Genomic DNA, 18,811 nt, shown 5'->3' on the forward strand with positions numbered 1-18,811 from the left:
TCAGCATATGAATCGCGATGACGTCTCGTGGTCCGGATACTGGCCCGCGGCTCCTACACCGTTCACACCGTCGGGTGCCCTCGACACGGACGCGCTGGGGTCGCTGATGAACCTGTACGCCGGCATGGGGGTGAACGGGGTACTCGTCAACGGCAGTACCGGGGAATGGTTCAGTCAGACCGACGATGAGCGCCGGACCGTGGCAGAGGCGGCGATCGACGCGGTCGCCGGTCGATTCCCCGTCATCATCGGCATCAGCGCGTACACGGCACAGCAGTCCTCGGCGCTGGCCGTGCATGCCGCGTCGGCGGGCGCCGACGGCGTACTCGCCACACCGCCGCCCTACGTCCACACCTCGCCGGACGAGACGGCACAGTTCTTCGCCACCGTCTCCACCGCGACCTCGTTGCCGTTCATGGTCTACAACTGGCCGCGCGGTGTCTCCGTCGATATCGGCATCAGCCCGGGGCTGTTCTCCCGGCTGGCCGACCTCGACAACGTGGTCGCGATCAAGGACAGCACCGGGAACTGGCTGTCGATGCTGGACACTGTCGAAGAAGTGGCCGGGAAGGTCCGGGTGTTCGGCAGTTTTCTGCACCGGCGCGGACTGGCGACGCTGCTCGAACTCGGTGGGGACGGCAATATCGACGGCGGCGGCGTCGGCGCGCCGTTCGCTGTGCCGTTCTATCGCGCGGTGGCGGCGCGCGACGCCGAAGCCGCTCGAACCTGGGCCGATAGGTATCGCGCCCTCTCCGGACGCCTCATCGACGGCGACTACAGCGGCGTGTTCGCCTCGCCCATCCCGCAACTGAAAGCGGTGATGAACCTGCTGGGCCAGCCGGGTGGCGCGGTGCGTGAACCGCTGCTCCCGGTCACGGATCCGAGCATCCTGTCGGCACTTCAGGACATCATCGACGAATCCGGGATAGCGGAGGCATCGGCGCAGTCCCTGGGGGCCGGCCGTGCACGCTGAGGTCGACGCACTTGTTATCGGCGCCGGAATAGTAGGAGCCACAACCGCATTGGCGCTGACCCGGGCTGGACTCCGAGTGGCGGTAGTGGACCGTACGACACCGAATACGGCAGGGTCGGGCACCACCGCGGGTAATCTGCACATCCAGACCATCCACGCGCGCCGGCCCGGCCAGGGCGTCGCCGTCGACGTCGAACGACTGCTTCCGCTGCAGAAGGCGACCAGTGCCCTGTGGGATGCGCTCGGGGAATCCGTTCCCGATCTCGGTCTGGTCCGCTGCGGCGGATTCATGGTCGCCGAGACCGAGGAACAAATGCGCCGGCTGCGGAGCAAGCATGAGTGGGAGCGCGACGCCGGGATACCGACCGAGGTGCTGACGGGGGACGAAGCGCGCCGCGCGCTACCGCTCCTGGGCCCGGCAATCGAGGGTGCCACCTGGTGCGACTGGGACGGTTTCGCCGAACCCGATCTTGCCGCCCCGGCGGTGCTGCGGCAAGCGGTCGTCGAAGGTGCGGCCGTGCATTCGAATACGCCGGTGACCTCCCTCCACCGAGGCAATGAGGGATGGGAGGCCGGCACACCTGCCGGGAGCTGGTACACACCCGTCGTGATCGACGCCGCCGGGCCGTGGATGGCCGATATCGCCGCGTTGGCCGGTGTCCGACTCGACCTGGCACCGATGTCACTGCAGATGCATGCCCTGGCCGCCGCGCCGAAACGCCTCGAGGTGCTGGTTCAGCACGTCGGTGAAGGTATGTCGATCAAACAGGACCGCCGCGATCGTCTCGTGCTCGGGGGCGGCTGGCCCGCGGGACCGTTCCACCCGAGCGGTACCGCGCCGCTCCTGGAGGACAGCACGACCGGCAACCTCGCCCAGGTAGCCCGGTTGCTGCCGGACCTGTCCGGCAGTCGACTTCTCGAGGCGTGGACCGGCCCCGTCGTCACGACGCCCGACGAAATGCCCGTCATCGGTGAACTCGACGGCGCACCCGGGATTTTCGTCGCGGGTGGTACCTATTCGTTCACCTTCGCGCCGCTGTGGGCCGAACTGCTCACGGCGATGGCGCTCGGGAAACCGGCCCGGCTCGACGTATCGGCCTTCTCTCCCTCCCGCCTCGTTCACTTTCCGACGCAGTAAAGGACGTCTCTCATGGCACAGGTCACGATGTTCGTCAACGGGCAGGCAATGTCCGGTGGCACTCTCAACGACGCGCTGCACAACGCACGATTCCTCGGCAGGGTGGTGACCGCACCCAAGTACCGGTTCTACTCGGTCCGAGACGAATTCCCCGGCCTGCACCCCGTGGCCGAGGGTGGCACCGCGGTGCCGGGTGAACTGTACGAGGTCGAATACGACGTCCTGCGTGAGGAACTGCTGCCCCGCGAACCCGCCGAACTCGAACTCGGCGTTATCGAACTGGCGGACGGCCGCGGTTCGCTGTCCATGCGTATGCGGGAGAGCGCACTCGCAGCAGCCGATATCACCGATATCAGCGATCGCGGCGGATGGCTGGCATATCTGGAGGGCATACGATGAAGGTCGTGCGCGGAGGCACTGTCGTAGAGTCGAATTGGTCGGCGCCGGCCGACCTGGTGATCGACAACGGCAAGGTACTGGCCGTTGTCGCGCCGGGTGCTCCGGTGGCGGAGACCGCCGAAATCATCGATGCCACCGGCAAACTCGTCATGCCCGGAGGAGTGGATCCCCACTGCCACGTCGGCTTCACCTCCGGTGAGTTCACTTCGCTGGATTCCTACCGCGAATGCACCACCGCCGCGGTTTTCGGCGGGACCACCACGATTATCGACTTCGCCATTCCACGTCCGGGTCAGCGGCCGCTCGACGCGGCCGAGAAGCAGCGCGCCAAAGCGGGCGAGGGATTGTGTGACTCGGCCCTGCATGCCTGTGTCGTCGAATGGGACGAGACAACGGCCGGGCAACTGGCGATCATGGCCGATGCCGGAATTCGCACGGTGAAAATGTTCACCACCTACGCCGGCGAGACGATGGCGAACGAACATACGATCCTGAACACGATGCAGACCACCCGTGACCTCGGTGGCATGGTCGTGATCCATTGTGAATCCGACGCCATCGTCACCGATGCGCAGAACCTCGCGGCGGCAACCGCCGGTATCGACGCTTCTCATATGTCGCGGACACGCCCCGAGATCGCCGAGACCGCGTCCGTCGCGGCGATCCTCGCCATCGCGGAATCGCAGGGTGCACCGGTCTACTTCGTGCATCAATCCTGCGCGGCCGCGGTGGAAATGGTGGTCGACGCACGCAAACGCGGACTGATCGCCTTCACCGAAGCCGTCGCGCACCATCTCACGCTCGACGACACCGCTTACGGAGGCGTGGAACCGGAACGTTTCGTCTGCTGTCCGCCGCTGCGCTCCGCCGATATCGTCGAGGGTCTCGGCCGGCAGCTGTTCACCGGGAACATCACCACCATCGGGTCCGATCACTGCTGCTACGACACTGCGCAGAAACAATCGCACCGGCACGATGTGCGGCATATGCCCAATGGCCTACCCGGCGTCGAAACCCGGCTTCCGGTGATCTTCTCCCACTACGTCGACGGTATGGGTCTGGCACCGAGCAGGTTCGTCGAACTGACCGCGACGAATCCCGCGCGTACCAACGGCCTCTTCCCGCGGAAGGGGTCACTGATGCCGGGGTCCGATGCCGATATCGCGATCTGGGACCCCGAATTCGAGTGGACGGTCACGATCGACGAGCTGCATATGGCCACCGACTACACGCCCTATGAGGGTCGGCGTCTGCGAGGTAAGCCGGTCACTGTCCTGGTCGGCGGGTCGGTTGTCGTCGACAAAGGGCGACTGGTCGACGCGACGCCGCGCGGGCGGCATCTGCGGGCGGACGCCTTGGACTTCAGTGGTGCCTTCCACATGTGAGCCGCAGGTTCCCACCGTCGTCGCCGGAAATTCGCCGCGGCGAGCGTCGAGAATTCTGCTGCCCGAATTCGCCTGGCGGCGGGTGACGGTCTCAGGCGCCCGGAGCATCCTGTCCCGGAACGGTGGGCAGCCGGCCACCGAATCCGAGTTCGGCCAGCAGGTTTTCGCTCTCCGCCCACAGGGTGGTTGCGGCCGTGTCGTCCTGTGCGGCTGCCGACGGAACTTCCTCGGTCTTGCGGTGGAAGTACCGCCCGCCGTCACGGCCGCCTTCGGGGTCGGTGGCCAGCCACACCAGAGTTTCGGCGGGTTCGTCCGGCGATACGGTGTCGGCGGCGGCCATATGAGCCTGCAGCGCGTCGGGCCCGTGTGATGCGAAATTGCTGGCCACCACACCGGGATGCATTGCCTGGGCGATGATTCCGTCCGGTCCGGCGCGTCGCGCCAACTCGCGGGTGAACAGGATATTGGCCAGTTTCGCGTTGCCGTAGGCGACGACCGGGTTGTCCTGGTCGAGGCTCTGCAAGTCGGCCGTATCGAGTTCACCGATCATGCGGTGGGCGTTGGACGATACGGCGATCACTCGCACCGATCCATGCGGTCGGCCCGCGGCGGTGTCCGCGAGCAGCGGCATCAATTTCCGTGTCAGCAGGAAGGGCGCGAGGTGGTTGGCGGCGAACGTCGCCTCGGTGCCCTCGGCGGTGATGATCCGCCTGCTCCGGACACCGCCCGCGTTGTTGACCAGTACGTCGAGGCGAGGGGTGAGTGCCGCCACCTCGTCCGCTACCCGCTCGACCTCCGACATCAGCGTGAAGTCACCACGCACCATGACGAAATCACCGCCGCCGCGGGCAGCCTCGGTGATCTGGACGGTGGCGGCGGCACTGCGCTGCCGATCCCGGCCGACTCCGATTACCTGCCATCCACGCACCACGAGCCCGCGGGCGGTCGAACGGCCGATCCCCGAGCTGGCTCCGGTGACGACGGCAACGGGCTTGTCCGGATCGAATCGCAAAACTTCACTCCTGGTTCTCAGCGTGGCCGGAGGCCGTCGAGCAGTAGGTGAACGGTGAAATGGACCTTCCGATCCAGTTGCTCGCTGGTGGGTGTCGAACCGCTCACGATCGCGCGGACCGAGCCGCCCACCACCATGCTCATGAACGCATTGGCGGCGAGGCCGGTATCGGTAGGGGCGATATCACCGGCAGCGATCGCCCGATCCAGCAGTCCGGCGACGAACTCGATCAACGGCCTGGCGCTCTGCTCGACGTTGGCTTTGAATATTGTGGGGAAGCGGTACCCCTCGGCGTTGATGACTCGCTGCAGGCGCAGGCCGTCGGGTGTCATCACCTGGCCGATACGCAGCCGCCCGATCGCTTCCAGCGTTTCGGCGAGGTCGCCGCGGTCCAGATCCTCGAGCACATCGCGCGGCACGATCTGTCGTTCGATCGCACGTTGTACCGCGGTGAGGAACAGCGCGGCCTTATCGGGGTAGCGGGCGTAGACCGTACGTTTGGTCATGCCGACCCGTTTGGCGATCATCTCGACCGTCGTCATCTCGAAGCCGTTCTCCAGGAACAGCTTCAGCGCGGTATCGAGTAGCTCGCGGTGGCGTGCCTCGGCCTGCTCGCGGGTAGGGCGGCCCGCCCCGCGGCGGGTGGGTGAAATCGCGTCCGTCACGTCGCCTCGCTGGAATTGCCTCTTGCCTCAACACGTAATCCGGGCTCAGTATGGGGATGTCCAATTAATGATACGCACGAGTTGCTATTATTGGAACTTCGAACCGAAGGGGCGCCGTGAAGTCACCGACGGAGCAACTGACTCGGCTGGTAGCCGCCGAGGACCGCTTCCACCACTCCCATTCCGAACTGCGCGAGACGCAGATCGCGGCACTGAACGAGCAGTTCCAGGAGCGCCGGGACCGCATCAAGCTGCTGGGTCACCGCGCCCGTGAAGCCGGTACCACGGAAATTCGCGACCGCGCCGATATGGTGCCACTCCTGTTCCCGCATACGGCCTACAAGAGCTATCCCGAGAGCTTCCTGACCGGGCAGCGCTGGGATCGGCTCGGCACCTGGCTGGGCACCGTCTCGCCGTACCCGATCAGCCCGATCGAGACCTCGGACATTACCGATATCGACGACTGGATCGCGCGGCTGCAGGCCGCCGGGCACTACGTTTCCTGTTCCAGCGGCACGACCGGTAAGTCGGCGATGCTGCTCGCCTCGGACAAGGATATGCACTGGTCGCGCATCGATACCGTCAATGTCTTCGCCTGGGGTTCCGGGGTCGCGCCCGCGCAGGACCGTCGCAGGATCGGTGTGGGGGCCACCGCCGCCGTGCCGAAGAACATCATCATCGGCGAGGCGCAGGCGGCGGCATTCTGCGATCCGGCCAAAGCGGCCTTCCGGCTACCCATTCCGCCGCTCACCGTCGGTTCGCTGACCAAGATGGTCGTGCTGCGCAAGAAAATCGCCGAGGGCACCGCACGGCCCGAGGAGCTGGCCGATTTCGAGCGGACTTCGGTGGAACGGCAGGTTGCCCTCGACAAGGCGATGGCCATCGCCGCCGACCACTTCATCGAACACCGCGCCGATAAGCTGCTGGTCTCGGGTTTGTGGAATGCCCTGTACAAGGTCGCCGAGCTCGTTCGCGAACGCGGCTACTCGGCGAAGGACTTCCACCCCGATAACTGCATCTATGTCGGCGGTGGACTGAAACGCGCACAACTACCGCCGAACTACCGGGAATTCGTCCACGAGACGTTCAATATCCCGGACAACCGCGACTTCCAGAACTACTCGATGCAGGAGCTCAACTCCGGGATGCCCAAATGCCAGGTGGGGGACCGGTATCACGTGCCGCCGTGGATCGTGCCCTTCGTCCTCGACGAGAAGGGCGAGGAGCTGCTGCCGCACGACACCGGTGAGGTCGAGGGCCGCGCCGCGTTCTTCGACCTCTCGCTCGACGGTCGCTGGGGCGGCGTCATATCCGGCGATAAGATCTCGCTCGATTTCGACCCCTGCGCCTGCGGCTGCGCGGGACCGTCGGTGCGCAACAACATCGTTCGGTACGCGGATATCCAGGGTGATGACAAGATCGGCTGCGCGGGAACCGTCGATGCGTATGTGCGGGGTCTGTCATGACCATGACCGAACCCGTCGTCTCCGCGCCGTTCTTCCTGCGTGGCGAGTCGGTGGAGGGCCGGCAGGCCACACACCGCTCACGTGATCTCGGTGTCGTTTTCGCCACGCCCACGATCGACTTGGACCGTGCGGTGTATCCACGGACCGAGGTGCCGCCGCTACTGGATGTTCCGCTCACGGAGATCATCGACTTCCTGGTCGAGACCGGCCTGCGGATCCGCGATCCGGAGAACCCCTTCGTGCGGGAGTGCATCGAGCGGATGGCCGCCACGCACGTCCTACCGCGGGCGGTGCTGCACCAGCAGGTGCACGGCGCGACCGGCTACCTCGACAAACGACTGCTGGAAACCGTGGTCGAACAGAATTTCCCGGATCCCCGGGCACTGGATGAATGGGTGCCCAAACAGGACTTCACTGGCCGCAGGAGCTTCGTCCGTGCCTTCGCGCCCCGGCTGGTCCACGTGCTGCCCGGCAATTCCCCGGGGGTAGCGGTGAAATCCATCGCTCAGGGGGCATTGGTCAAAGCCGTCAACCTGTTCAAGATGCCGTCGAGTGACCCGTTCACAACGGTTGCCATCCTGCGGACAATGGCGGGGATAGATCCGGGCCACCCCGTCGTGAAGTCCATGTCCGCGGTCTACTGGCGTGGCGGCGACGAATCGGTGGAGCGAGTGCTCTACCGGCCACAGTATTTCGACAAGATCGTCGCCTGGGGCGGCGGCGATGCGATCGACAATGTCGTCAAATATCTGGGCCCGGGCCTCCAGCTGGTGTCCTTCGATCCCAAGACATCGATCTCCATGGTCGGCAGGGAGGCGTTCGCGTCCGGCGCGGCCCTGGACGACGCCGCGCAGCGGGCCGCGTCCGATGTCATGATCCTGAATCAGGAGGCATGTGTCGCCAGCCGTATCGTCTATGTCGAGGCGGATTACGCCGCCGCCGACCGCTTCTGCGAGCGGTTGCACGCGCATATTGCCGAGAAGGCGGCCGCTTCGGGTGATGCCCGGCCGCTCGATCCGGATCTCCGCGAGGAGATCGACGCGCTGGCCATGCTCGACGACGAGTTCCGGGTCTGGGGCCGGACGGACGGGAAGGGGCTGGTGATCCGTTCGGACGAGCCGGTCGACTTCCACCCGATCAACAAAACGGTCGACGTGGTTCGGGTGAACTCGCTCGACGACGCGATGAAATACGTCAACGTGGCGACGCAGACCGTCGGCTTCTACCCCTTCGAGCGGATGCCGGATTATCGCGACCGGCTGGCCGCCGGCGGTGCGCAACGCATTGTCCGGCTGGGCGATGCCGGCCCCAGCACTATCGGCAATCCGCACGATGCGATGTATCCGCTGCACCGTTTCGTGCACTGGATGGCACACGAGGACGGGCAACATCCCTGAACGCGTCCGGTCCGGTCGGAGTGATCACCGGCCGGGCCCGGGTCACTCCGCGAGCGGTCCGCGGCGATCCAGATGCAGCTAGGTGTAGCCGGTGACGCGAACCGCGGATACTGCCGAAAAGATGCGGCTCCGGTTCAGCGGCGATGCGCGATGATCAGGCTTTTCCGGGCGGCGTCGGCGAAGCGGTCGATCGGGGTGTCGCCGAGCGGCGGCAGGTCGCGTCCGTAGCTGTGCGCGAGTTCGTAAACGTCGTAGGCCTCGGAATCCCAGCCGTGCCGGCGCAGCCACGAATCCGGGTCCTCGGCGACGCCGCCGCTGCGCCACAGCTCGGACATCTCGGCCGCGTCGGAGGAGCCGGTGAGCGCCTGGTTCATCAGGGCTACCGCGTCCACGTGCAGGAATTCGATCGCCAGCCGGCTACCGGCGGCGGCTCGAGCGCTGACTGCGGCCAGCAGCTGATCGTTCTGCTCCGGATTCAGATAGGGGAGCAGGCCCTCGATCAGCCACGCGGACGGGATCTCCGGATCGAATCCCGCGTCGGCCAGCGCCCCCGTCCACGGCCCGCGCAGATCGGTGGCCACGGGGACCCGCCCGCCGGTCGGTCGCGCGCCGCGCCGGTCCAGCACGTGTTGTTTGAAGGTGAGAACTTCGGCGCTGTCGAGCTCGTACACCGTGGTATCCGCCGGCAGCCCGAGCCGGAACGCGCGGGTATCGAGCCCGGCCGCGACGATCACCAGCTGCCTGATCGTGCCTGCGCTCTCGCGGAGGGCGTCGTCGAAGAAGCGGGTGCGGATCGGGGCGTAATCGGCGAACGAGCCCGATGCCCCCGCGGAGTCCGCGGGGGCGGTATTGCCCGTGAATATCTCGGGACCGCCCGCGGCGACGAAATCGGCGGCATACGGATCGGTGAACAGGCGTTCGTCGCGTCGGCTCTCGGCCGCGCGGGCCGCGGCGACCATCAGCGCCGTGCGGCCCACCCCGGCCGGTAGCGAATTGTCGTCGGGTGAACGGCTGGAGGATTCTGAGGCGTTCGGGGTCACCGCCTCAGCCTAGGAGTTGACCGCGGGGTAGAGGGGGAGGCGCGAGCGCCTGCCGCGGGCCGGCGCGCGGTGAGCAGGCCGGCGCTCGTCGAGATGTCCCGGGAAGCCCGACCGGCGTTCACCGCCGCACCCACCCCCGGGTGTTCAGAGCGCGAAGCGTCCGGCGAAGCTGCGCAGCGGCAGGTCCGCGCTGGTGATGATTCCGGGCCGGGCGGCGACGACCGATTTGATCGCATTGAGGGCCGGCATGCCGGTGACGGTCATGCCGATGGAGGCGAAGTTCGACGGATCGGACAGGTCGAATCCCTTGCGGGGGAAGATCATATGTTTGCTGTAGATGTTCGGGTCGCCGGTGACCTGGGTGATATAGCAGCCCTTGATATTCCACGCCGGGTCGGTATGCGGGGTCATCTGCCATTCGAGGTGGGATTCCACCCGCGGTACACCGTCGACCATGCCCTGGTATTTGATGTAGTTGGCACCGAGCGAGCCCTTGGGCAGGAAGTACCAGCCCAGATCGACATCCTTGGTGCAGGCGCCGAGTTCGTAGCTGAACGTCACCTCGTCGAGTTCGAGGTCGAAGGCATCGGCCATGAGATATACCGAGTCGGCGAATACGGCGGTGTATTTGTGGAGTGAATCCGGGATGGTGGGGTCGTCGACCGGGCGACCGTAGCCGACGGCTTTCCAGGTATCGACGGAATGGTGGCACGAGACGTCGACGGATTCGGTGACCGTGATGTTCTCGATCTCGGCGACGTCCGCGGTGTGCACGATGCCGAGGATCTGGGCCAGGCCGGGGTTCATACCGGTGCCGTAGAAGGTCGAGTTCCCGCGTTCGCAGGCGGCCTGGATGATCTCGCTGACCTTCCGGCCGGACGGATGGGGATGGTTGGTATCGCGGTGGAAGCCGGTGATCCAGTCGGCCGTCGTCACCACATCGATCCCTGCCTCGAGAACTTTCTCGTACAGGTCTTCGTCGGGAAACACCCCGTGGAAGGTGAGAACATCGGGCCGGGCGGCGAGGATCTCCTCGATCGAGCCGGTGGCGACCACCCCGATCGGGTCGATGCCGACGATCTCACCGGCGTCCCGGTCGATCTTGTCCGGCGAATAGCAGTGCAGCCCGACGAGTTCGAGATCGGGATGGTTGCGGATACGGCCGATCGTCTCGGTGCCGAGATTACCTGTCGCGACCTGGAAAACCCGGATCTTCTCGGAGCTGCTCATCGCGTGGGGCCTTTCTGTCATTGGCTCGGATCGTTACTGCGCGTGCAGGCTCGGCCGCGCTCGGGTGTCGGCCGGGAACGGCTACGGTGCGGGCCGAACGGCGCCGCTGTGCGGGTTGCGCGGGTCCGCACCGGCCGGAACGCCGCCGGGATAGAACTGCTCGGCCCATTTCCGCAACGCCGTGAACCCCTCGAACTCCTTGCGTGACAGTGCCGGTGGGTCCGAATAGCGCTGGTGTGACCAGATTTCGATATCGGCGTCGAACTGTTCGATGACGAAATCGGCCATGGTTTTGCCGTACCGGCTGATTTCCGGGCTGTCGTCACCGGGTTGTCGTCCGATCCACACGGTGAACCGGACATCGCAGGTGCGGTCGTCCACCGGTGTCACGGCCGGCATGGTGCGATTGTCGATCATGCCCCAGCTCTTGGTCACCGAACATCCCAATCCGGCGTTGATGGACTCGACCCCGCTGTTGATCTGGTCCTCGGCCACGCTCTCGTCGAAGGCGATGGTGAAGTCGACGTAGGACACCGGGCCGGAGAAATCGTGCCGGGTGAATTCCGGGACGAACGGTGTCTTGTGCACGAATTTGAAATGCGCGAAATCGACGCCGTTCTCCATGACGTATTGCGGATGCAGCTCCAGCCCGGTTCGGTACAGGGTGGCCGCGGGCACCGGCGGGTAGTAATCGGCCGCGGTCTTACCGTCGTCGAACGCGGCGAACAGATCCGGGATATCGAAGTAGGGAGCACGTCCCTCGATGTCGTACCAGATCCACACGGCTTCGTTGCGCTCGACGACCGGGTAGCTGCGGATCCGGCGGCCCTTGTTCGGATGCTTCTCGTACGGGATGCACACATTGCGGCCCTCCCGGTTCCATTCCCAGCCGTGGAACGGGCAGACGAGATTCTCGCCCTCGACATGGCCGCCGTACCCGAGGTGGGCTCCGAGATGCTCACAGTAGGCGTCGAACACCGCGACCCGGCCCGACGCCGATCGCCAGGCGACCATCTCGCGGCCGAAGTACTTCATCTTGTGCACGGCCCCGACCGTGATCTCGGCGCACCAGGCCACTTGAAACCAGCCCGTCGGTTCCATCGACAGTGGTGGTTTTGCCATCTCGATCCTCCAGGCTTCCGAGGCGCGTTGCCGATTCCGTGGCGGCCTTCACTTGGTGGGCCGGCCGCAAGGCGATCCCGAGCATAGAACCCTCTGTGAAAGAAAACAAGAGCCCTCTGTGAAACTGGGCCGATCCGGCCGGGACCAGTACACTCGGCTCTCGTGACTGATGCGGTGATCGGCCGGCGACGCGCGAACAAGCGCGGTATCGCCTCCCGCGAGAGCATGCTCGAGGCGGCGATAACCTCGCTGGCCACCGGCGATCCGGCCGCGGTATCGGGCAACCGGATCGCCCGCGATATCGGCTCGACCTGGGGGGTGATCAAGTATCAGTTCGGCGATATCGACGGCCTGTGGGCTGCGGTCCTGCGCCACACAGCCGATAAACGCGGCGACCTGCCCGCCGGTCTCAAACCCGACGGGACGTTGCAGGAACGAGTGTCCGCGCTGATCCGCACGATGGCCAAGGGGCTACGCGAACCGGAATCACTGGCAATCGAAACCCTCCGCGCGGCACTACCTCGCGACCACGCCGAACTCGAACGCGACTACCCGCGCACCGCCGCCGAACTGTCCTCCTGGAAACCCCAGTGGGACAAGACCTGCGAACGAGCGTTCGCGGATCTGCGGGTGGACCCGATCAAGATCCGGCAGATGGCCGCACTCATTCCGGCCGCGATGCGCGGTATCACCTCGGAACGAACGCTGGGCACCTACGGCGACCTGGACGACGCACTCGACGGCCTGATCGGCGCACTGGTCGCCTATCTCGAGAACTGAGCGCAGTCGCGAGGGTTGCGAAATACTGCCTTTTATCGCCCACGAAGCCGTCGTGTTCGGTGCGAAAATTATCCGGACGTCGCTGTCGGGCAAATTCTGATTACGTGATGCCGCTCTTTTTGCGTGATTCCGCCCGATCGTCACAATCAGAGGGTTGTTTCTCGGCTATGCGCTGGAAATCAATGACGTTGTGGTTCGCCGATATTTCCTGGCGTCCGGTTCGTTATGTACGGATGGATAGGGCTAACAATTCCGATACACCGGATCGAGCGCCGTCTAGCCGATGTGGTGCGGGGGGTGTCGTGGGTGGACGTGGCCGGAGCGGATCCCGGCGCGGACGGCGGGCGGATGGTTTCCTGTAGTGCCGGGTTGGAGCGCTGATCGCCGGTCCGTAGGTGGTGGGCGAGTGTATATCGGAGTCGGTCGGCGATGAGTGATTCCTCAACGGATTCACCTGCGGATCACGCAAAATCTGTTCGCGCTACCGTTATTGGCTGAAAGGGGTCCTGACGATACCGATCCGAGGTGCTAATCTGCACACGTGGATCTTCCGGGAAAGGTGAGATCCCAGCGGGACGGTAGCTCTGCCGGATAGAGAATTCCGTCGACCGTCGTCGACGTTTGCGGAGCTGCGTCGTTTTTGTGGTTTCTTTACCGGAGAACAATCCGAATATTTCCTCGGAGGAAGAGAGAAACGTCATGAGTGCGGTAATCGGGCTCGGCTCCGCGGCGGCAGTGGCTGCCTTCAGTTTGCTGGGCGCGCTGGGTGCGCTGATCATCTGAGAACAGGTGGCGCTGCCGCCCGTGCTGTCCGATCGTGGCGGGCCGGGCAGGCTCTCCGGCAGCGCCGACCCTCGGGAATCGGCGAGTATCTCCGTCTCCGAACCACGTGACCAGGGTTCCGGAGGCGGTTTCTTTGTGTTCAGCCGTCATAATCCGCTGGTGGGAGGGTGCCGCCGAGCGTGGATGGGATAGGTTCACCGGTGGGCTCCCGTCGTCGGCACCGTTGCTCGCCGGCCGGTGCGGTGGGCCCAGGACGCGAATCGGGACGGTGGACATGGGTATCGACGTGCGCACCCTCAGCGCGGCGGAACTGGCCGCGGGGGCAGCCGGCGAATCGATCCTGGACCCGTCCGCACTGCTCGAGCCCGTACTGTTGGTCGATCTCGACGGCGCCGGTCGGGCGACAGCGGTCGAAGCCGCCGCTCGCGTATCGGCGCTGGGGGGACCGGCGGTGGGATTCTGCTCCGGGCCGGTGTCACCGGAACTCGCGCCGCTGACCGCGGCACTGGATCTGACCTATGCGGTGGGACCGGACCCCGCGGATCGGGCGGTCGTCCCGGCCGAAAACGCCGATCGCTCGATCACCGAGTTCGTCGAGTGTGTGGGGCGGTATCCGCAGGCATCGTATTTCGCCGCCCAGGTGCTGCGGGCTTCGGAAAGTCTCCCGGTGCCCGCGGCGATCGATATGGAGTCGTTCGCCTATTCCACACTCCAGGGCGGTGTGGAGTTCGGCGGCTGGCTCGGTGAACGACGCCGTCTCGGGCGGCCGCTGCCGCCGCCCCCCGAGGCGGACCCGGTCCTGCTCGCGGCCGACGGAGATACCCTGCGGATAACGCTCAACCGGCCGGAACGCCGTAACGCCTACGGCACAGCTCTGCGTGACGCCCTCGTCGACGCCCTGCGGACCGCGCTGGCCGCCGATACCTTCGGCACGATCGTGCTCGACGGTGCCGGTCCGTCGTTCTGCTCCGGCGGGGATCTCGACGAGTTCGGCCACGCCCCCGATATCGCGACCGCTCATCTGATCCGGACGCGTGGCGGAGCGGCCCGGCTGATAGCACGGCTGGCCGATCGCACCGAGGTCCGGTTGCACGGGCACTGTGTCGGGGCCGGGATCGAGATTTCCGCCTTCGCCGATCGTGTGGTCGCCGCCCCGGATACGACGATCCGGCTGCCCGAAGTGGGTATGGGGCTGATTCCCGGCGCCGGAGGCACCGTGAGCGTGCCCCGCCGCATCGGTCGATGGCGGGCGCTGCACCTGTTCGTCACCGGTATACCGCTCGGTGCGCAACGTGCGCTCGAGTGGGGACTCGTCGATGAGATCACCGGGTCGTCGCAACGGTAGGCGTACGTATACGGCTGCTGGACAGTTATTTCCGCTTCTGATGCGAATCGAGATCGGCCGACTGCCGGTCGAATACGACCTGTCCGCCGATGAGCGTGGTACGGACGGCGCCGGCCGCCGGCCGGGCGAGCATCCGCGCGACGGGCTGATCCAGGAGCACCAGATCGGCGGTCGTACCCGGCGCGACGGTACGGGCCGGGCCGCCCGGATCGTGCAACGGCGCCAGGTACCGGGCGAGCGCCGCCGGTGCCCGCAGTGTCTCGGTGGCTCCCACCACGGCACCGCCGGGTGCTCGGCGCGCGACGGCGGCCGTGATCACCTGCCAGGGATCGAGCGGTCCGTACGGTGCGTCACTGGACAGTGTCAGCCGTACGCCGCCGTCGCACAGGCTCCGGCAGCGATAGAGATCGGGAAGATCCGCGGGGTCGACCCGGCGTAGATAATCGTCGCCGCGGTCGGCGAGGAATCCCGGCTGGGTCACGACTGTGATTCCGAGGCGCCGGAGGGCGTCGATCGACTCGGCGGGAACCAGTGCGCCGTGCTCGATCCGATCGCCCGGCACGGTACCGGTCTCGTCGAACACGGCGAGCAGGATCAGCAGCGCTTCACGGCTGACACAGTGCACGGCGACCGGACGTCCGAGATCGTGTGCGCGGGCGACCGTGGCCGTCAGGCTATCGATCTCCGGGAGGCCGGAATCCGCCAAGACGATCTTGTACGCGCCCGTGCCGACTCCCGGATCGACCAGGCGACCGAGCGGAACACCGAGCAGGTTCAGTCGCTGGGGGAGTGTCCCGGACGTTGCCGCCTCGATGAGTCCTTCGAGCGCATCATCGGTCAGGTCCGGTGTGGCATCGGTGATTCCGGTGACCCCGTAGCGGGCGAGCTGTGCGCCCACCTCCGCGAGATCCGGTGGGCCGGTATCCGGTAATCGCGATCGCAGCCAGGTATCCGCCCGCCAGACGCGGCCCGTGGCGTGGCCGGCACCGTCGCGTTCCACCCCGGGTTCCGTTGCGGTGTCCAGGCCGGCCAGCCGGGCGGCAATCGAGTTGAGAACCCACAGCGCACCGCTGCGATGCTGGATGCGGACCGGGCGTTCACGGCACAGGGCATCGAGCGCGGCCGAGTCGAGCAGCCCGGCAACCGTTTCCGTGTACCCGACACCGCGGATCCACCCGTCGCCCGGTGCCGCGGCGAGCGCGCTCGCCAGATCGCCGGGCGTATTCACCCGCGGCGGACCGCAGCGGATCGAGTTCGCCTCCGCCGCCAGCGCGTACAGGTGCAGGTGATGATCGTGCAGACCGGGTAGCAACGCGCCGCCACCCGCGTCGAGCACCGGGAGACCGGTGGTGATCAGATCGTTCCCGACCGCGACGACGCTGCCGTCGCGGATCAGGACGTCGGTGCGGGGCACGCCGGTTACTTCGGCGTCACGGATCAGCAGACCACTCATCGGGGCCGTACACCGAGTTCGGCGAGGACGGCGGCGGTATCCCGGCCACTGTCCGGCGCGGTACCGATCGCCTCGCGCCGGCTCGGCGCGACGATGACCGATTCGCCGGCTGCCACCGTCACCGATCCGGGGTCGATCGTCGCGGCGACGACCGCGGACATGGCGATATCCCAGAGCCGGCCGGAGCCGTCGGCAGGGGCGGACATCGCCAGTACCGCCGCCGTCAGACCCGTCATCGGGTCGGCTATCGCGTCCCCCACGAATACCGGTGTGCTCCCGTCGGGGCGAGCGACGAGCCCCGCGGTCGCCGCGATATCGTCCCCGAACCCGATTCGGTTCGACTGCCGTCCGTGTGCGGTGATCGAAATCCAGGTACCGCCGGAATCGGCGAAGGCCTCCGCGTCCAATCCGAACCCGGTCAGTGCGCGGGGCCGGGATGCCTCGATCACGATATCGGCCGAATCGACGAGTTCGCGTAGCGCGCGCCGCTGGCCACTGTCACCCGGATCGAGGACCACGGATTCGTGGCCGCCGTGCAGGAGCCGATAGAACTCGGGATCCCCGCGGCGGGCCCCGTCGGGGCGGGTGGGCGTCTCGACCTTGATCACCCGGGCGCCGGCCAGCCCGAGCAGGTGGGCACACAGGGGGCCCGCCCACAGCGCGCTGAAATCGACCACTCGCAGTCCGGCCACCGGGCGTGCGTTCAGGGGTTCCGGAACCGCCGCCGGCCCCGCGGTGATCGGTCCGGCGGCGAGCCCCAGGAGCTCCGCGCGTTCGGCCAGTTCCGCGCCGGGACGTGTGCGCAACCAGTCGGTCACCGCGGGCCATGGATCGTCGCCGATATCGCCGCCCACCAGGGCGCCGAGCAGGGCGGCGTCGTCGGGACGCGCACAGCTGACGGCAGCCCATCCGTCCGCGGTGGGCAGTAGGCGGCAGTGCCGGCCAGGCGATATCGTGCCGCCGCGTTCGAAGGCAGTGAACGCGGCGCGTTCCGACAGCAGCCGGGCACCGTCGAGCCGGACCCGGCCGCCGGTCACCGCGGCGATCCGGTCGGTATGCCGCCGCGCGACTGTCGCCGCCGAGCCGGGCGGTATCAGCGCCGGGCCGTCCGGGAATCCGGTGAGGGCCGGTACGCCGCTCTCGGCCCAGTCACGCACCCGGCGCGAGTTTGCTCCCGCGGCCTCGGACACCGGGCCGATGCTACGCCGGACCGGTGATCACGCGCACGAATTCGTCCCGTTATCGGGCTGGGCGCGGCCCGGCCCGGGAGCCGCGGTGGTGCGCGATCCGGGACACGAGGCGGCCGGTGTCCCGGAGGCCCTGCCTATGCTGATCATGATCGATCGGTACGTTCCCGCCGCCGGTGGCCGTACATATCTCCCGGGCTCCGCGCGGCCCGCCGTACACGAGGAGAGCGCCCGTGAGCTACTACCTGAACGACGAAGAAGCGCTCCTGGTGCGAACTGTGCGCGAATTCATCGATCGTGAGGTGAAACCGTCGGTCCAGGAAGTCGAGCACGCGAACCGGTACCCCGAGGACTGGATCGAGCAGATGAAGCGGATCGGCATCTACGGCCTGGCCGTTCCGGAGGAATTCGGCGGGACACCGGTGTCGATGCCCTGCTACGTCCAGATCACCGAGGAACTGGCCCGCGGCTGGATGTCGCTGTCCGGCGCGATGGGCGGTCACACCGTTGTCGCGAAATTGATCGGCCTGTTCGGGACAGCGGAGCAGCAGCGGCGCTACCTCCCGCGGCTGGCCACCGGTGAGATCCGCGCGACCATGGCGCTGACCGAGCCCGGGGGCGGTTCGGATCTGCAGGCCATGACCACCCACGCCAGATCCGACGGCGACGATCTGGTCATCAACGGGGCCAAGACCTGGATCACCAATGCGCGCAGGTCCGGAGTAATCGCCCTGCTCTGTAAAACGGACCCCGCCGCGACCCCGCGGCACCGCGGTATATCCATCGTGCTCGTCGAACACGGCCCCGGGCTGACCGTATCGCGCGATCTGCCCAAACTCGGCTACAAGGGAGTCGAGAGCTGCGAACTGTCGTTCGACGACTACCGGATCCCGGCGGACGCCGTCCTCGGCGGTGTGCCGGGCAAGGGCTTCGCGCAGATGATGAAGGGGCTGGAGACCGGCCGGATCCAGGTCGCGTCCCGGGCGCTGGGGGTCGGCGCGGCCGCCCTCGAGGATTCGCTCGCGTACGCGCAGCAGCGGGAGAGCTTCGGCGAACCGATCTGGAAGCACCAGTCGGTCGGCAACTATCTGGCGGATATGGCCACGAAACTCACCGCGGCCCGTCAGCTCACCCGGCACGCGGCCGAGATGTACGACCGCGGGGAGCGTTGCGATATGGAGGCCGGTATGGCCAAGCTGTACGCCTCGGAGGTCGCGATGGAGATCGCGCTCAACGCGGTCCGCATCCACGGCGGGTACGGATATTCCACGGAGTACGACGTCGAGCGCTACTTCCGGGACGCGCCGCTGATGATCGTCGGTGAGGGCACCAACGAGATCCAGCGCAATGTGATCGCCGCGCAACTCGTGGCCCGTGGCGGCCTGTGAAACATGCGGGTGTTCCAGGGAATCGACGAGGCGGCGGCCGCGGCCGGC

The 18,811-nt window shown here is 66.7% G+C and carries 17 protein-coding genes; 10 read left to right on the forward strand and 7 right to left on the reverse strand.

The annotated features are described in order from the left end of the window. Nucleotides 1-7: 7 nt before the first annotated feature. From ABZ827_RS04095 to hydA, 4 genes are read left to right on the forward strand one after another with little or no spacing between them, the layout of a single operon-like run. On the forward strand, nucleotides 8-973 hold the full coding sequence (locus ABZ827_RS04095; RefSeq protein WP_357232583.1) for a dihydrodipicolinate synthase family protein: 966 nt from the start codon (nucleotides 8-10) through the stop codon (nucleotides 971-973). Next, entirely contained in the window at nucleotides 963-2,111 is a 1,149-nt protein-coding gene (locus tag ABZ827_RS04100) for an FAD-dependent oxidoreductase (RefSeq protein ID WP_357232586.1), read from the forward strand. The genes ABZ827_RS04095 and ABZ827_RS04100 overlap by 11 nt, the downstream gene beginning before the upstream one ends. Before the next feature lie 12 nt (nucleotides 2,112-2,123). Then, nucleotides 2,124-2,510 carry a gamma-glutamylcyclotransferase gene (locus tag ABZ827_RS04105; protein WP_357232589.1) on the forward strand — a complete coding sequence of 129 codons (387 nt, stop codon included), beginning with the start codon at nucleotides 2,124-2,126 and terminating at the stop codon, nucleotides 2,508-2,510. Continuing rightward, nucleotides 2,507-3,895 carry a dihydropyrimidinase gene (gene hydA / locus ABZ827_RS04110; protein ID WP_357232592.1) on the forward strand — a complete coding sequence of 463 codons (1,389 nt, stop codon included), beginning with the start codon at nucleotides 2,507-2,509 and terminating at the stop codon, nucleotides 3,893-3,895. The genes ABZ827_RS04105 and hydA overlap by 4 nt, the downstream gene beginning before the upstream one ends. 91 nt (nucleotides 3,896-3,986) lie before the next feature. Here the strand turns inward: hydA and ABZ827_RS04115 are convergent, their stop codons facing one another. Next, on the reverse strand, nucleotides 3,987-4,907 hold the full coding sequence (locus ABZ827_RS04115; RefSeq protein ID WP_357232595.1) for an SDR family NAD(P)-dependent oxidoreductase: 921 nt from the start codon (nucleotides 4,905-4,907) through the stop codon (nucleotides 3,987-3,989). Nucleotides 4,908-4,924: 17 nt separating this feature from the next. Further along, nucleotides 4,925-5,572: a TetR/AcrR family transcriptional regulator gene (locus ABZ827_RS04120; RefSeq protein WP_357232598.1), complete on the reverse strand. Its 648-nt coding sequence runs from the start codon at nucleotides 5,570-5,572 to the stop codon at nucleotides 4,925-4,927. Between the two features lie 116 nt (nucleotides 5,573-5,688). Here ABZ827_RS04120 and ABZ827_RS04125 point away from each other — a divergent pair, with 116 nt between their 5' ends. Together ABZ827_RS04125 and ABZ827_RS04130 are read left to right on the forward strand one after the other, a co-directional pair. Beyond that, nucleotides 5,689-7,038 carry a hypothetical protein gene (locus tag ABZ827_RS04125; protein ID WP_357232601.1) on the forward strand — a complete coding sequence of 450 codons (1,350 nt, stop codon included), beginning with the start codon at nucleotides 5,689-5,691 and terminating at the stop codon, nucleotides 7,036-7,038. Beyond that, nucleotides 7,035-8,435, forward strand: a complete 1,401-nt coding sequence (locus ABZ827_RS04130) for an acyl-CoA reductase (protein WP_357232604.1) — start codon at nucleotides 7,035-7,037, stop codon at nucleotides 8,433-8,435. The genes ABZ827_RS04125 and ABZ827_RS04130 overlap by 4 nt, the downstream gene beginning before the upstream one ends. A 134-nt stretch (nucleotides 8,436-8,569) precedes the next feature. Here ABZ827_RS04130 and ABZ827_RS04135 read toward each other — a convergent pair whose 3' ends face one another. The 3 genes from ABZ827_RS04135 to ABZ827_RS04145 form a co-directional block, all read right to left on the reverse strand. Next, nucleotides 8,570-9,475, reverse strand: a complete 906-nt coding sequence (locus ABZ827_RS04135; RefSeq protein WP_357232607.1) for an SAM-dependent methyltransferase — start codon at nucleotides 9,473-9,475, stop codon at nucleotides 8,570-8,572. Between the two features lie 144 nt (nucleotides 9,476-9,619). Further along, entirely contained in the window at nucleotides 9,620-10,705 is a 1,086-nt protein-coding gene (locus ABZ827_RS04140; protein ID WP_357232609.1) for a dihydrodipicolinate reductase, read from the reverse strand. An 81-nt stretch (nucleotides 10,706-10,786) separates the two neighbouring features. Then, nucleotides 10,787-11,827, reverse strand: a complete 1,041-nt coding sequence (locus ABZ827_RS04145; RefSeq protein ID WP_357232612.1) for a Rieske 2Fe-2S domain-containing protein — start codon at nucleotides 11,825-11,827, stop codon at nucleotides 10,787-10,789. 162 nt (nucleotides 11,828-11,989) lie between these two features. On the opposite strand from ABZ827_RS04145, the gene ABZ827_RS04150 reads away from it, so the two are divergent. From ABZ827_RS04150 to ABZ827_RS04160, 3 genes are all read left to right on the forward strand, one after another. Then, nucleotides 11,990-12,607: a TetR/AcrR family transcriptional regulator gene (locus ABZ827_RS04150; RefSeq protein ID WP_357232615.1), complete on the forward strand. Its 618-nt coding sequence runs from the start codon at nucleotides 11,990-11,992 to the stop codon at nucleotides 12,605-12,607. 642 nt (nucleotides 12,608-13,249) lie between these two features. Continuing rightward, on the forward strand, nucleotides 13,250-13,390 hold the full coding sequence (locus ABZ827_RS04155) for a hypothetical protein (RefSeq protein ID WP_357232618.1): 141 nt from the start codon (nucleotides 13,250-13,252) through the stop codon (nucleotides 13,388-13,390). Between the two features lie 274 nt (nucleotides 13,391-13,664). Beyond that, nucleotides 13,665-14,735 carry an enoyl-CoA hydratase/isomerase family protein gene (locus ABZ827_RS04160; RefSeq protein ID WP_357232621.1) on the forward strand — a complete coding sequence of 357 codons (1,071 nt, stop codon included), beginning with the start codon at nucleotides 13,665-13,667 and terminating at the stop codon, nucleotides 14,733-14,735. Nucleotides 14,736-14,760: 25 nt separating this feature from the next. On the opposite strand, the gene ABZ827_RS04165 is transcribed toward ABZ827_RS04160, so the two are convergent. Beyond that, nucleotides 14,761-16,188, reverse strand: coding sequence for an amidohydrolase family protein (locus ABZ827_RS04165; RefSeq protein ID WP_357232623.1), 1,428 nt, complete (start codon nucleotides 16,186-16,188; stop codon nucleotides 14,761-14,763). After that, a complete protein-coding gene (locus tag ABZ827_RS04170; RefSeq protein ID WP_357232626.1) occupies nucleotides 16,185-17,378 on the reverse strand; it encodes a CoA transferase in 1,194 nt (397 codons plus the stop codon). The genes ABZ827_RS04165 and ABZ827_RS04170 overlap by 4 nt, the downstream gene beginning before the upstream one ends. Before the next feature lie 230 nt (nucleotides 17,379-17,608). Here ABZ827_RS04170 and ABZ827_RS04175 point away from each other — a divergent pair, with 230 nt between their 5' ends. Further along, nucleotides 17,609-18,763: an acyl-CoA dehydrogenase family protein gene (locus ABZ827_RS04175; RefSeq protein ID WP_357232629.1), complete on the forward strand. Its 1,155-nt coding sequence runs from the start codon at nucleotides 17,609-17,611 to the stop codon at nucleotides 18,761-18,763. Nucleotides 18,764-18,811: the final 48 nt, after the last annotated feature.

This window comes from Nocardia sp. NPDC019395, from assembly GCF_040632335.1.
GTDB lineage: Bacteria > Actinomycetota > Actinomycetes > Mycobacteriales > Mycobacteriaceae > Nocardia.